Consider the following 13,742-nt stretch of genomic DNA (forward strand, 5'->3'; position numbering starts at 1 on the left):
CCGACATGTAGTAAAAGGACACCCTAAGAATATCAATATTATAAGAATATCAATTATTAAAGAATATCAAGCGGTTGTTAGCTAGAGTGAGTCTCATCTCATTAGGAAATTTTATACGTTCACTCGCTAACAAAAAGGATAAATAAAATGATTAATCAAAAACAAATCATGATCGAATGGGAAAAAGCAGAATTACCACGAAATGATAAGACCTATGGGGATATTTCAGCCATTTATAGCGACTTATCTAGTAATGCTGATAATGAATTAGAAGCCAATAAGATGTTTATTCTCGCAATCCGTAAAGCTGCAATGAACGGAGCAAGTACAGGGTTATCCGTTCAAAACAATGTTAGTAGATGGTTAAATGCTGGAGCCACTAATGCAGAGGCAGTAGGAAAATATGAAGATGATTTACAACGAAGGAGACAAAAAGGACGTTTTGGTCAGCCAATCAAACAAGAAAGCAAAGTCTTAGTACCAACAAGCGATGAAATCAAACAACAAAATGAACGTTGGGCCAAAGAACTTGGCTATGAGAATGTTAAGGCAATGGCAAAAGGCACCCGTGACATATTTGTAAATTTAAGGAAAACTCGTGCAGAGCGATTGGCAAATAAACCTAAAACTGGATTAACAGCCAACGGTAACCGAGTATTAAAGAGGTTTTAATGGCAAAGATAGTAATTCCATTGAGTGCATTTATTCTGCCCATGAAAAAGAAAGGCAAGATGCAGCTAGTAAAAATGACCTTAAATAATTGGATTATGATTCATGGTATGAAGGCAGGTCGAATGATTGCTAATAAACGCAAGCATCAGATCCAAGCAAAAATCATCCCATTAGTCGACCAGAGAATTGTTGACGGTCTTGACCCAATTGGCAAACATACGAAATTTCATTTTGAGTGGTACTTTCCTGACAGACGAACTGACTTAGACAACTGGACCTTTACGCACAAATTCATTTTTGACGCCTTTCAGGCCAGTTCAGTCCGGGGTAGGGTATTTATGCCAAACGACAATTTAAACTTCGTGGTGGCCACGTATGACGATTTTATGGGGGTTAATAAGGACGACCCAAGAGTTGAAATAGATTGGAGCCAATCACATGATTAAAAACAACCATGAATATAAGTACCAACTATTCGTTGAAATGTGGGAAGACGACTACACAGTGGCAGAGATTGCTAAAAGGTTGCATTTAAGAGAGTTCACAGTAGCTGGTAAAAATTTTAAGGGTAGATATTACCGTGAACACCCACATGTGAAGCCTGGCAGAATTAATGTCGACAGAATGATGGCGTTAGTCCATGAGCTAGAAAGCCGATATGGCAAGCTTACTGATGAGATATCAGAAGACGACAGGCAATTGATGAAGCTACGCAAAGTGGTACACGCTAATTAGAACAAACAGCCGAGGGTGGAAAGACTGCGAGCCCGTATTAAAGATGAAAATTAGTCAATTGATTGATGAGTTGGAGAACCGCAAACAAAACTATGGTGACATGCCAGTAACTGATATTACTGGTCGAGAGTTAGATCACACAGCAATGGTTTACGAAAAAAATGAGATTTATTTACAGCTTGTTGAATGACGTTTTAAAGCGTTTTAAGCGCTAGACATGTAATTACTAATAAATTGAATTTAAACGTAATAGGGACCAAATCATGAGGGAAAGAGGGGTGAATAACGTGGAATATACAAGCCTAATCAATGCCCAAAATATCGGTGAATTAATCACTGAATTACAAAAGTTAGACCCAAAAACAAAGATCAACTATGAATATGCCAGAATAGAGGTTTTGAAGAATATTTACACGGGCAAGCAGGTATTACGGATAGGAGAATTGAATTGATGAAGAATATTGCACCAGTTAAATTAGCAATGATCCTGATAGCTTTGATGGTTATCGTCGGGATGATTTGCGAAACCATAATTGAGATGGTGGGCTAATGGGACAAAACAAAAATATTGATGAAACAGCAACTCAAGAAGTTATGAAGATTGAAGATGAGTTAGTTACTTCAATTGCTTCATCAGTTGCTGATATTAAAACAAAACGTGACAAAGAGTTGGACCGCATAAGTGAAGATTTGACGTTCACAATGGTTGCGCTATGCATTGTAGCCGTGTTGCTACTCATAACAGCTATCTTCCTGATATTTGCAATTAATAAGGTGGGTATATAAAAACGAATAAGGTGTTGAAATGAAAACATTAATTATTGTAATTGCGATTGTGCTCCTGGTTTTCATTCTGATCATTGGTAGTTTCATTATTAAATTTTTTCAAATGGTATTTAAACAAATGAAAGACAGCAACGCCAAACGCATTGAAATGAGAAAAGACTTTGAACGGATGAAACGTGAAGTTGAAGATAGACATAATAAGTTGAGGTGAAAATATGAAAGCAATTAAGAAACCAATTCCAGTAGACGTGTGGCAAGCAGTTGCTGAAAAACAATTTAACGGCAAAACATTTATTGTGATTGATGGTGCGGACCCGGATGAAGTGAAGAAGCTTGTAGCAGAGGGATATAAGTCAATTGGAAATCAAAAGGATCTACATTTTGAAGTTGAGACATTGGAAGGAACAATGCGAGGAGAGATAGATGATTATCTGGTTCGAGGCGTTCAAGGGGAGTTATATGTGATCAAGAAATATATTTTTGAACAAACATATGATGTGATTGGGTGAATAAAAGGATGGATAAAGCAATAGCAGTAATATTGTTCTTAATACTACTAGCTCTAGTGGTATTCGGATATGTAGGTGTGCTGTAATAGATTTAAAACCGTTTTATGCAAGTGATTGTGTAAGTCGGTTTTGTTTGGTTTAACAGATGTCAATAAAAAATAAGATAAAGGGTTTGCGTGGAGGTTGTTCTAATGGGGTTGTTAGGATTATTAGGTGATTTTGAGTTAGATGAAAAAGCAACAATTAATAATGTCCGTCGTTTCTTTGAACACGATTGGCCAATTATTCAAACAAGGGCACATATTAGTTTTGTGGATGTGAAGTCCCCTGTTATTAGCGGTATGCCAAGTAGTGGTATGACAAGGAATGCAAATGATGATAAGTATTCTATCCATGCACAAGCATCAAAATGGGTAGATGATGTTATTCAGGCTTGTCAGGGGATGCGAGAGCCGCACAGAACATTCCTAGAATTGCGTTATTTCAAGGCTTTGACGTGGCTAGATATAGAAGAAGCAACAGATTACTCATCTAAGCGGGGGCAAGAAATTATAAATGAGGCATTTTTAGGATTTGCGGAAGCTTTTGCAGATACATACGATTATCGAGAATACAAAGTGTGAAAAGTTCGCTATTAGTTCGCATAAAGCGCGCATTTACCGCGTAGTTGTCATCCACATAGCACGCACTAATCGTTGTATTATGATACTATTGAATAATTATTAGTATGAGAGAAAAGTAACAATTATTAAGTAGTTTGTAGTAACATGTGTAATAGTATTGTTATAAATACTTTTTACGTAATATTGGAGGAGCGGTTAATGTTAATGAAGGAACTAGCACGACACATAATAGCGGTAGCAAACAAAAATAGTCTTTCAATAACTAATTTAAAACTACAAAAAGTTTTGTACTTTTCACTGCAAACTGCAATTAAAGAAAAAATATATAAAAAAGAAAAACTAGAAAAAATTTATGACTGTCCATTTCGTGTTTGGAGATATGGGCCTGTTGTAAAAGAAATTTATGATAGTTATAGAATATATGGGGCAAATCCAATTATTGAGGATGAACGTGAGACAATCCTATTCCAGCCACTTAATGATACAATTGTTTACTTATTAAAAGAAAATTCATTTGATTTGGTTAACAGGTCACATCAAGAAAAATTTTGGAGAAAAAATGAAATGCATATTATTGGATGGAGAAGCAATATTAAATACTCCTTGAAAGATATTGTTAAGGATGTCTAACTATGAAAAAAATTGAAGCTATTAACTATTTAGAAGGTAATACTAGTATTGAGTTTCAAAAAAATTTAAAAAAATTATTAACAACCCCATATGAAGAAATTTCTTTTCGATCAAATTTTAAAAAGTTGAGAGAATCTGCCAAAAAGTTAAGTGATGCAGCAGTACCCTACTCAGAGATTGCGACACTTGTATACGCATTTCAATCGCAACCTGAAAATGTTGACGGAGTAGGTCCATTTCTGGATAAGTTTAAAGATATTCTGTTAAAAGAAATAGATAGTGATTCTAATGAAACTGTGCCTGCGGATTTAAATATCCTTATAAAAACTTATGAAAATATTAGTCTATCAGATGCACAGTATAGATCATTACTTGGGGAAGAAAAAATTAAATCACTAAAAGATGGAATTGATGATTTGACAAATAACCTTGATAATAGGATGAATAATATTTATTCAGGCTTTGTTTCGGTATTGGGTATATTCGTTGCAATATCTTTCAGTCTATTCGGTGGAGTAAATCTTTTAGAAAATTTATTTAAAGATATGGCTGGTGGATCTACTCCTGAAAATATAGGGATTTCAATTATGTTGTCAGGTTTTTTTATTGCATTACTTTATATTCTAATACTGGGTTTGACATCAGGGTTATCTAGAATAACACAGAAAGAAAATCATTTTTGGGAAGATTTTAGTTTCAGAACATTATTTATTATAATGTCAATATCATGTGGAATAATAATATTTGGATTTATGTACCATATAGGCACTGTGGATTGGAAAGTTCCATTCTTGAATAATTATATTTTTAAATGGAATGCCATAAACGTTTTAATTATATATTTATTTGTCTGCTTTATGCTATATCGAAGAGCGGCAGCTTTTAAAAACATAGTAGTTAATCCCCAATATTGGTCTGTATCGGGGCAAAGGGATGTTCCAGGAAATAGTAAGTTTTCTTTGATAGATTTAATCTACATTGGACTATTTTTACTTATATTTATAGTTGTTTTCGCACTATTTTAAATTTATTACATTATAGGAATCAGTTTTCAGCTAGCGTATAGTAGAGATGAAAATGGCTATATTAAGAGTGACATCGACGCATTATTCATACTACGAGACTTAAATTGTAAATCTGAAGAGGAAAGTGTAAATCTTTCAATATTAAGTCAATCGGAAACGGTTGGCTTTTTATTTTGCATAAAATCAGGAGTGAACATGAATGGAACCGTGGTATCGAAACGTTGAAGCATCCATTATTGGCAAATTGGATGCACAAGAACGAAAAGAATTAAAGAAACAAGCCCAGATTAAGCAACACAAGTCAGTTAAAAAGAAAAGAGGTGGTGATATGTAATGGATCTAAAAGAACAAGCTAAGCAAGATTATTTAGCTGGTATGAAGATTAAAGATATTGCGCAAAAAATTGGTAAATCTGCCTCAACCATTCGTTCATGGAAATCACGTTACAAATGGAATGATGTTTCAGATAGCGTTGCTAAAGCTACGACAAAAAGTGTTGCAACAAAACGCAACAAAAATGCAACGCAACACAAAAACGTTGCAGTGTCTCAAAAGGCGGACCAGGTGATTGATAAGTTGGCTGATAGCGACTTAACAGATAAGCAAAAAGCCTTTGTTATCGAGTATGTGAGACTTTTCAATGCCACGCAAGCATACATTAATATCTATGATGTGGACTATGCAACGGCAATGGTGAATGGTTCTAGGATGCTAAGAAATGCTAAGATGCAATCGCTTATTCAGGAACTGCGTGAAGCACGATTGCATGACCTAGGAGCAAATCGACAAGACATTTTAACTGACTTAATGAAACAGTCTTTCTCCGATATTGGTAATTATTTGGACTTTGGTAAAAATGACATTCAACTGAAAGATGACTACGGTAAAGATATGCTGGACAAGGACGGTAAGCCGTTAATATCTCATCGTTCATGGGTGCAACTCAAAGATAAATCAAATGTTGACACTAGCTTAATCAAAAAGGTGTCGATTGGTAGAGATGGTGTTGTCCTTGATTTATACGATAAACAAACCGCACAGGCACGTTTGTTGGCAGAGTTGAATAAGCAGCAACCAGATGAACTAAGTAAAGCACAAGTCAAGCGAGCCAAAGCTGAAGCAATATTGGCTGAGGCAAAAGCATCTCGTGTTGATGATGATCAATCGAGTGAAGAAGTAATGTTGGCAAAGATTATGGATGCATTGGAAGTAGGTAATTTGAATGACAAAAAAGAAACTGAGTCTTAAAAGAGCATATACGCCAAAGCAACGTAAAGTCCTAAAAATTGCCATGTCCGATGATTTCAGAACGCTGATATTAGATGGTGCTGTTCGTACTGGTAAGACTGTGGTCAACAATGACGTATTTATTCATGATGTGTTACGAGTGAGCCGTATTGCTCAGCAAAATAATGACTTCAGCCCACAATACATCTTGGCTGGTTACTCAAGTAAGACATTGGATAACAACGTCATCAATGAGTTAACTAAGAAATATGGTTGGGAACCAAAGTATGACAAGCACGGTAGTTTTAAGCTATTTGGTGTGAAGATTGTCGTTGCCTTTACCAATTCTGAACGTGGTGTTGGTGCTGTTCGTGGTATGACTGCTTACGGTGCTTATATCAACGAAGCATCCCTTGCTAATCGTGCTGTTTTTGATGAAATCTTGTCTCGTGCATCAATGCCTAATTCACATATTTTGTTAGATACCAACCCTGATTCACCAACACATTGGCTGAAAAAAGAGTATATCGATAACAAAAACCCTGAAGCAGGTATTAAGCGAGTGCATTTCGTCCTTGATGAAAACACATTTCTATCCCCCGATTACGTGAAGCATTTAAAGGCTGAAACACCAACAGGTATGTATTATGACCGTAAGATATTAGGCTTATGGGTCAACGGTGAAGGTGCGGTTTATCGAGACTTTGACGAGAAAAAGCATTTCATTACCAAAGATGAAGTGCCATCATTAACCAATTACTTTGCTGGTGTCGATTGGGGATATGAACATTCAGGCGTTATCCAAGTGTGGGGTGAAACTGATGATCATAAATATTACTTAGTTGAAGAACATGCAGCACAACATGAAGAGATTGATTATTGGGTCGATATTGCCTTAGATGTTAAGAAACGCTATGGCGACATCCCCTTTTGGTGTGATTCAGCGAGACCTGAACACGTTGCTAGATTTATTAACGAGGATTTAGATGCACGCAATGCTGACAAAAAAATCATGAAGGGCGTGGAAGATGTCGCTAAGATGATTAAAGCCAATCGTTTATTTGTGGTTCGAGCAGCTGCTAAAGAGTTTGAGAGTGAAATCTTTGACTATGTTTGGGATGAGAAAAAGGGCGTGCCTGTTAAGGAAAACGACCACGCAATGGACACCACGCGTTACGCAATACATAACCATATCAGCGAAGATAATGAAGTTGAAATTTTTGGAGGGATTTTCTAATGGCGATAAATTTTAATAGTGATCGGTTGTCGTCTGACGAAAACCATGTCTTTTATTCTGAAAGCATTGGGGATGACTTGCCAATTGCAACCGATGTGAATGAGTTGATTAATGCTCACGCTAATCGATTGAACAATCGTTATAACCGCTTGATGAACTATTATTTGGGTAAGCATAGCATTATTCGAAAGTTGGCCAAAGCAAAAGGAAAACCAGATAACCGATTAGTCATTAACTTTGCTAAGGAGCTAGTCGACAATGAAGTTGGCTTTTTTGCTGGAACGCCAGTGAAGTTTGATTATGACGACAATGGTAATGAAAATAATGAACTTGATCAGCGAATTGCTGATTTTGTTGCGATTAATGATTTAACCGATACAATTGCCGAGTTAGCTAAGCAGGTTGATATCTTTGGGCGGTCATACACGTTGCTTTATCAAGATGAGGATAGCAATACCAGAGTGGCACCAATCGACCCACGCAATGCTTTTGCGGTTTATGGTACACAAATTGGTGCACCCATTGAATATGCCGTGTATTACACGCAACGACAACGCAATGGCGCAATCAGCGGTACGCTGTATACGAAACATTCAGTAGTAACTTTCCACGGTAGTGCAACAGCTGGTATTCAGTACGACGAAGTAACTGACAATCTATTCACTAATGTGCCATTGGTCGAGTTCTTTGCCTCGATTGAGCGACAAGGACTATTCGAGCAAGTAATTAGTTTGATTGATGCTGTAGACATGGCAATGAGTAATAAGGGTAACGACATTGATTACTTCAGCAACACGATTATGAAAGTAGTCAATGCTAAAATCAAAAAAGAAACGGTTGATGAGATGATTGATAAACGATTAATCAATGTGCCGTCTGTTGATGCAGATAGACCAGTTGATATTGATTTTCTCAACAAACCCGATGCTGATTTAATTCAGGAACATTTTTTAGACCGTGCTATTGATGCCATTTATACCAAGTCAAACGTTGCTAATTTCAATGATGATGTGTTTGGTAATGCATCGGGTACAGCATTAGAGTTTAAGCTGCAGTCGATGAGCAATGCAGCAAATATGAAAGAGCGGAAGTTCAAGCTATCAATCAGGCAGTTATTTAAGTTAGCATTTGCGATTGGTGCAACTTTGCCACTTGATATGACTGGTGAGTTAGCTAAAAACGTCAAAGCAACGTTCAAACGGACAGTTCCCCATAACGTCCAAGATGAAGCAACAACGGCTAAGACATTGCTTGATGTTGTTGACCGCAAGACGGCTATTTCCGCTATTTCAACAGTTGATGATCCTGATGCCGTTATTAAGGCACGTGACGAGGAGCAACGTAACAATGCTAACAATGCCTTAGCAACTCTAGGGGATGTCAGTGACAATGATTTCAAGGGTGGTGATAAGTAATGCGAGAAATTGACGAAAAGCGCCACATGCTAGAAACCATGAAGCAAGATTACGACATCAATGTAGGCCTTGAACGGGCAGCAGACAAGTATATCAAACGAATTAGCGCTGAATTAAGCGCTTTTTTTGTTGCTCATGAAAAAGATGACCATATCGACACATCAATCTTGCGTAAATCGCCCACAATTCACGATTTAATGCAGTTAAAAACGTTAGCTAAGGAATTATCCAAGATTAACGAAACCAACGTTAAAAAGCGAAAAATGATGTATTTAAGCATGGGTACAACTGATATGGAATTATACATGCAATCATTAATGGGGTTGATGCTGTTACCAATGGCTAATAATGCTTTTCAACTCATGGAAAAGACGTTGTTAAATGAGTTTCGTGACGAATATCAACGCCAATCAGACGATTTGGGTATTGATAAGCCATTGACTACTGCGAAAATGCAGGAATTGTCTCATCAAGCGTTTGACAATAAAAAGCCTGTAAATGCGTTTTGGCAGTCGTTTGATAAGATACTGGCTAACGTATCGGTCGAGTTAATTAAAGCCGTTCAGCAAGGTGTCAGTGCGAAAGATTGGGCAAAGATTGTCGGAGGTAGGTAGTAATGAGTGAAGATAAATACGATAACTACACCGATGATGATTTTCTAGCTGATCTAAATGCTTATGCGGACCAACGAGATGCTGAACAAGTAGAAGATAATGCTGAATTAAAGCAACATCTTGGTGAAATGGTCGGTGGGTTCCTTGGCGTTTGGTGGTATTTGCGAGCGTTTGGTGCCGCCTCATCTCGCAATATCCGAACTTATGCTGCAGTTGCTGACAGAGAGGCTAAGTTAACCGCTTGGAGCAATGCTGAAAGTGATGTTAAGGTGGAGCATCCCCACTACCAAACAAAAGCTATAATTGTGAATGAGTTTGGTGCATGTAGTAGGTGCCTGCCATATCTTGGTAATGAATATACTTTGTCAGAAGCTAAGAGTTTGGTACCGTTTCATTACAACTGTCGCTGTACAATTGTCAGAGATACGAGTGACTTTGATGTCATGACGGCTGGTACAGCTACTGCAATTGTGAATAATCAACTTTATCGGTATGATGATCCAAAGGGTAATAGACTTGCTCAACAAGATGTTGACGAATTGTTAAATTATTTTGATACTGACAAAGATATTCTAGTTCGTGGTCAAGATATAGATAAACATTTGGAGTATCATGATGCGCTTGGTGTTACATGGAACACTGATACGATATTGATTCATTCTGAAGCTGATCGAGCCACTCTTGCAGAAGAACTTTTTCATAGACAACAATTATTACGTGGAGAAGCGTTCACATTGGAAGATACCAATAGGTTGGAAATTGAAGCCAAACAATATCTTATTAACCATGCTAATGTGCTAAAATTAAGTGATGAAGAAGTTCTATCAACGATAAATCAACTTAAAAGTTATCAAAAGGGAAGGAGTCAATGATGGAATATAATGTATTGTCAGCTCTAACAATTAAAAATATGACTGAAGTTGTATTAGATGTTGATCGATTAAAAGTTTCAGAATATAAAGTGGCTCGTGATTCTGATGGTAATTTTTTTGAGGTGATTAGACCAACTTTGCCAGGCAAGTTGCCAGCTAAAGCATCTTTTTTGCTAAAAGGTACATTTAAGGGCGATACAATTTCACTTTATCAATAAAATATTTATTACTACAACGCTTAGTTATCGTAACTAGGCGTTTTTATTATGCCCAAAACGTGCTTATGGCTTAAAACTGTGCAAGGAAATATAGGCGACGGCCTTAAAACGGAGGTGAAAACATGGCTGAAGAGAATACTGGTGTACAAGGACAACAAGGTTCTGCTGAAGATGGTAATGACGTAACTTTTACAGAGGAGCAACAGGCGCATGTTAATGCAATGATTGCTGATCGTCTGTCTCGTGCTGACAAGTCTAATGAATCAAAGCTGCAAAAAGCGCTTGCTGATGCTCGTGCTAAGTGGGATGAAGAGCAAAAAGAAGCAGCTGACATTGCATCAATGTCTGATAAGCAACGTCAAGAACATGAGCAAGAAAAGGCTAATGAGGCACTGACTCAAGCACAAGCTGAGGCGGATAAATTACGTGCTGAATTAAACCATACCAATATGGTGAATGAGGCAAGTAAGATGTTGGCTGATAAGGGCTTTACGGCTGATGAAGAAACATTAAACTTTGTTGTTCGTGACACGGCAGAGGATACGGCTCAAGCAGTGACGGCATTTGCAAAACTTATTGATGACAAAGTGGAAGCTAAGCGACAAGAAGCTTTGCACGGCCAAACACCCAACAATGCGAGTGCCAGTCAAGGACAGGGTAAGTCCTTTGGTGCACAAATGGCTGAAAAGTCTAACAGTCGTTCTCTCAGCGGTGTTGCTGATGATTTCTTTGGCACAAAAGCCAAGTAAAAGGAGGATATACGCATGAAGTATACGAAAACTACTGCTGATCAAATTAATTGGTTAGCATCGACACATTTGCAATCATTTACTGAATCAGCTGATGCTGAATACGTAAGTGGTGCGGTGTTTAAGAAAGACAATGTGGCTATCGGATTGGTTCTAAACGATGTTAAGGGCTCAACTGATGATCCAATGCCTGCTGCAGTAATGGTTGAGGGTTGGGTACTAGAAGATCGTTTGCCTGCTGCATTGTCTGCTGACGACAAAACAGCCTTGAAAGCTATCGGAATTAAATTCCGTGGGGATGTTCCTGCAGCTGCTACAGCATCATCGGAAGGATAAGGTAATTTAAATTATGGCAAGTATTTTTGATTTATTTCCACACCAAGATATCTTGGACTATACCAAGGCAGTGGCAACTCCTAATTTGCTAGGAGCGGAGTTATTTCCAGCACGTAAGGTGCAATCAAACGATATTAAGATTTTAACATCAGGAACTAAGACACCAGTCATTGCTCATGTTCATGCATTTGATACTGAAGCAGAGCTTGGTGATCGTACAGCGCAAGTATCAGAAACTGAACCATTCTTCCTAAAGAAGAAGTTTGCGCTTAAAGAAGAAGATTTGGTTAAGTTACGCAACCCACGTACACTTGAAGAACAAGCTTATATTCAAGGCACTGTTTATGACGACATGGGCAACTTGATTAAGTCACTGGATGCCGCTACTGAATTAATGCGTATGCAAGCTTTGATGTCAGGTAAGATTACCGTTAAAGATGCTCAAGGTGGCTCATATAAGGTCGATTATGGTATTGGAGCTGATCATAAGGCTTCTACTAACTTCGCTGATGAATCAGTAGACCCTATTGAAACGATCTTGGCATGGGCTGACAAGGTTGATATCACACCAACTCGTGCAATTATGTCTACTAAGGCATTAATGGCATTGCGTAAGAACCCACACGTTGTTGCTGATATCTTTGGTTCAAACAACGGTCGTACAGTGTTGCAATCTGACTTGGATGCATTTATGCAAGCAAATGGGTTACCAGTATTGCGTGCTTATCGTGGTAAGTATGCTGATACTGATGCAAAGGGTAAGCGTACAGTTTCAAACTATGTGGCTGATAATCAATTCGCAATGTTTGCTGATGGAACTGTTGGTGAGACAGTTTATGGTGTTACTCCTGAAGAGTCTCGTGCAATTGCTGATGGTGCTGTTCAAGCTTCACAAGTAGGTAACATCTTTACTGAAATGTTTGACGAAACCAATGACCCAATTCGCACGATCATTAAGGCATCAACTATGGTTGTGCCAACGCTTGCTCAAGCCGATAATATTTTCCAAGCCACTGTTTTGTAAGGAGGTGGGCTAAATGGATACAGTAACTGATCAAAATACAGTTGCAGAAATTAAGGCGTATCTAGATGCACACAATATCGCTTACTCTTCTAGCGCAACTAAAGCTGATTTGTTGGCATTAGTGCCCGCACAAGAAGATGGCGCAGAACCAACTGATACAACTAGCGAAAAGCCAACTGATGATACCGATTCTGGGGATGAATCAACTGAAACAGAGCAACCAGCAGAACCAATTAAGGTATCATCGTTTGACCTCGATAAAACGTCATTATCTGGTGAAGTTGGTGGCACTGAAGTCGTGACTTTGTCAAATATCCAACCAACCAATGCTACCGATAAGACGGTTGAGGCAATTTTGGATGACGGTTCAATTGTTAGCGTGCAGGACAACGGTGATAGCACATATACTGTTAGTTTCCTAGCTGCTGGATCAACGACTATTCATTGGAAATCTCGTGACGATGGTGCCACTCTTGCAGTCCCAGTAGCTGTCACTAAACCAATGCCAACTGCGCCTGAGTTGCAACCATGGGAGATTATGTTAATCAATCATGAGAGTGCACCTTATCCAGTACCTCCAACTGACACCTATACGGTTCAAGCTGGTGAAACGTTAGCAGATATTGCAACAGCACATATGATGAGTTTGGCACGATTGAAAAAGTTAAATGGCTTGACTGTTAATGTATTGCCAGCTGGTCGTGTGATTCGTCTATCTTAGAAAGCGTGGTCATATGGTCGATGCTCAAAATGTGATTAAGCGTATTAAACGCAATACAAAGCTTGATGATGAAGAATTGCTTGCTGAAATTGCACAAGATGCCATTGATAATGCAACGGCTGATGGTTTTACTGGACCAAAGTTAGAAATAGCTGCAGGTTGGTTGGGTTCTCATTTTGCTTCACTGATTAGTGGGGCAAATAGCAATATCAAAAAGCAAACATTGGCTGTTATGTCTATCGAATATCAAAGTTCTGACGGTTCCTCAACTTATTTAGTTGAATATGAACGTATGCGGGACTTATTAAATGGTGGATCTAATCAAGTGGAATTCATTTAGGATGTGAGC

The 13,742-nt window shown here is 38.1% G+C and carries 23 protein-coding genes and 1 pseudogene; all 24 read left to right on the forward strand.

What is annotated here, in order from left to right:
- Positions 1-147 precede the first annotated feature (147 nt).
- The 24 genes and pseudogenes from FOL01_RS00715 to FOL01_RS00825 all read left to right on the forward strand — a co-directional run bounded on the left by FOL01_RS00715 (position 148) and on the right by FOL01_RS00825 (position 13,733).
- Entirely contained in the window at positions 148-672 is a 525-nt protein-coding gene (locus FOL01_RS00715) for a hypothetical protein (protein WP_075268847.1), read from the forward strand.
- Positions 672-1,118, forward strand: a complete 447-nt coding sequence (locus tag FOL01_RS00720; RefSeq protein ID WP_075268848.1) for a hypothetical protein — start codon at positions 672-674, stop codon at positions 1,116-1,118. The genes FOL01_RS00715 and FOL01_RS00720 overlap by 1 nt, the downstream gene beginning before the upstream one ends.
- Positions 1,111-1,407: a hypothetical protein gene (locus FOL01_RS00725; RefSeq protein ID WP_075268849.1), complete on the forward strand. Its 297-nt coding sequence runs from the start codon at positions 1,111-1,113 to the stop codon at positions 1,405-1,407. The genes FOL01_RS00720 and FOL01_RS00725 overlap by 8 nt, the downstream gene beginning before the upstream one ends.
- A gap of 43 nt (positions 1,408-1,450) precedes the next feature.
- The gene (locus FOL01_RS10945; RefSeq protein ID WP_156834959.1) at positions 1,451-1,597 is read left to right on the forward strand and encodes a hypothetical protein; all 147 of its coding nucleotides are present in this window, start codon (positions 1,451-1,453) and stop codon (positions 1,595-1,597) included.
- A 97-nt stretch (positions 1,598-1,694) separates the two neighbouring features.
- Positions 1,695-1,859, forward strand: a complete 165-nt coding sequence (locus tag FOL01_RS00730) for a hypothetical protein (protein WP_156834960.1) — start codon at positions 1,695-1,697, stop codon at positions 1,857-1,859.
- A gap of 97 nt (positions 1,860-1,956) precedes the next feature.
- Complete coding sequence (locus FOL01_RS00735; RefSeq protein WP_075268851.1) at positions 1,957-2,193, forward strand: hypothetical protein; 237 nt, start codon at positions 1,957-1,959, stop codon at positions 2,191-2,193.
- A gap of 19 nt (positions 2,194-2,212) precedes the next feature.
- Positions 2,213-2,404: a hypothetical protein gene (locus FOL01_RS00740; protein ID WP_075268852.1), complete on the forward strand. Its 192-nt coding sequence runs from the start codon at positions 2,213-2,215 to the stop codon at positions 2,402-2,404.
- Between the two features lie 4 nt (positions 2,405-2,408).
- Positions 2,409-2,702, forward strand: coding sequence for a hypothetical protein (locus FOL01_RS00745; RefSeq protein ID WP_083603384.1), 294 nt, complete (start codon positions 2,409-2,411; stop codon positions 2,700-2,702).
- 191 nt (positions 2,703-2,893) lie between these two features.
- Positions 2,894-3,325, forward strand: a complete 432-nt coding sequence (locus FOL01_RS00750; RefSeq protein ID WP_075268853.1) for an ArpU family phage packaging/lysis transcriptional regulator — start codon at positions 2,894-2,896, stop codon at positions 3,323-3,325.
- 198 nt (positions 3,326-3,523) lie between these two features.
- On the forward strand, positions 3,524-3,955 hold the full coding sequence (locus tag FOL01_RS00755; RefSeq protein WP_075268854.1) for a Panacea domain-containing protein: 432 nt from the start codon (positions 3,524-3,526) through the stop codon (positions 3,953-3,955).
- A gap of 2 nt (positions 3,956-3,957) precedes the next feature.
- Positions 3,958-4,980: a hypothetical protein gene (locus tag FOL01_RS00760; protein WP_075268855.1), complete on the forward strand. Its 1,023-nt coding sequence runs from the start codon at positions 3,958-3,960 to the stop codon at positions 4,978-4,980.
- 199 nt (positions 4,981-5,179) lie between these two features.
- Positions 5,180-5,314, forward strand: a complete 135-nt coding sequence (locus tag FOL01_RS11450; RefSeq protein ID WP_257787095.1) for a hypothetical protein — start codon at positions 5,180-5,182, stop codon at positions 5,312-5,314.
- On the forward strand, positions 5,314-6,228 hold the full coding sequence (locus FOL01_RS00765; RefSeq protein ID WP_075268856.1) for a terminase small subunit: 915 nt from the start codon (positions 5,314-5,316) through the stop codon (positions 6,226-6,228). Before FOL01_RS11450 ends, FOL01_RS00765 begins: the two co-directional genes overlap by 1 nt.
- Entirely contained in the window at positions 6,203-7,444 is a 1,242-nt protein-coding gene (locus tag FOL01_RS00770; protein WP_156834961.1) for a PBSX family phage terminase large subunit, read from the forward strand. The genes FOL01_RS00765 and FOL01_RS00770 overlap by 26 nt, the downstream gene beginning before the upstream one ends.
- A complete protein-coding gene (locus FOL01_RS00775; protein ID WP_075268857.1) occupies positions 7,444-8,859 on the forward strand; it encodes a phage portal protein in 1,416 nt (471 codons plus the stop codon). The genes FOL01_RS00770 and FOL01_RS00775 overlap by 1 nt, the downstream gene beginning before the upstream one ends.
- Complete coding sequence (locus FOL01_RS00780; RefSeq protein ID WP_075268858.1) at positions 8,859-9,473, forward strand: hypothetical protein; 615 nt, start codon at positions 8,859-8,861, stop codon at positions 9,471-9,473. The genes FOL01_RS00775 and FOL01_RS00780 overlap by 1 nt, the downstream gene beginning before the upstream one ends.
- Positions 9,474-9,475: 2 nt before the next feature.
- Positions 9,476-10,345 carry a hypothetical protein gene (locus FOL01_RS00785; RefSeq protein ID WP_075268859.1) on the forward strand — a complete coding sequence of 290 codons (870 nt, stop codon included), beginning with the start codon at positions 9,476-9,478 and terminating at the stop codon, positions 10,343-10,345.
- The gene (locus FOL01_RS00790) at positions 10,342-10,563 is read left to right on the forward strand and encodes a hypothetical protein (RefSeq protein ID WP_140837358.1); all 222 of its coding nucleotides are present in this window, start codon (positions 10,342-10,344) and stop codon (positions 10,561-10,563) included. Before FOL01_RS00785 ends, FOL01_RS00790 begins: the two co-directional genes overlap by 4 nt.
- Positions 10,564-10,685: 122 nt before the next feature.
- On the forward strand, positions 10,686-11,312 hold the full coding sequence (locus FOL01_RS00795; protein ID WP_075268861.1) for a DUF4355 domain-containing protein: 627 nt from the start codon (positions 10,686-10,688) through the stop codon (positions 11,310-11,312).
- Positions 11,313-11,327: 15 nt separating this feature from the next.
- Positions 11,328-11,648, forward strand: coding sequence for a hypothetical protein (locus tag FOL01_RS00800; RefSeq protein ID WP_075268862.1), 321 nt, complete (start codon positions 11,328-11,330; stop codon positions 11,646-11,648).
- A gap of 13 nt (positions 11,649-11,661) precedes the next feature.
- Positions 11,662-12,672, forward strand: coding sequence for a major capsid protein (locus FOL01_RS00805; protein ID WP_075268863.1), 1,011 nt, complete (start codon positions 11,662-11,664; stop codon positions 12,670-12,672).
- A 25-nt stretch (positions 12,673-12,697) separates the two neighbouring features.
- Positions 12,698-12,796: pseudogene (locus FOL01_RS11285) on the forward strand (HeH/LEM domain-containing protein); the annotation flags it as partial.
- The gene (locus FOL01_RS11290; RefSeq protein WP_257787099.1) at positions 12,794-13,393 is read left to right on the forward strand and encodes a LysM peptidoglycan-binding domain-containing protein; all 600 of its coding nucleotides are present in this window, start codon (positions 12,794-12,796) and stop codon (positions 13,391-13,393) included. The pseudogene FOL01_RS11285 and the gene FOL01_RS11290, both read left to right, overlap by 3 nt.
- 13 nt (positions 13,394-13,406) lie before the next feature.
- Positions 13,407-13,733, forward strand: coding sequence for a hypothetical protein (locus FOL01_RS00825; protein WP_075268864.1), 327 nt, complete (start codon positions 13,407-13,409; stop codon positions 13,731-13,733).
- Positions 13,734-13,742 lie beyond the last annotated feature (9 nt).

The sequence above is a fragment of the Weissella thailandensis genome, from assembly GCF_001932615.1.
GTDB classification, from domain to species: domain Bacteria; phylum Bacillota; class Bacilli; order Lactobacillales; family Lactobacillaceae; genus Weissella; species Weissella thailandensis.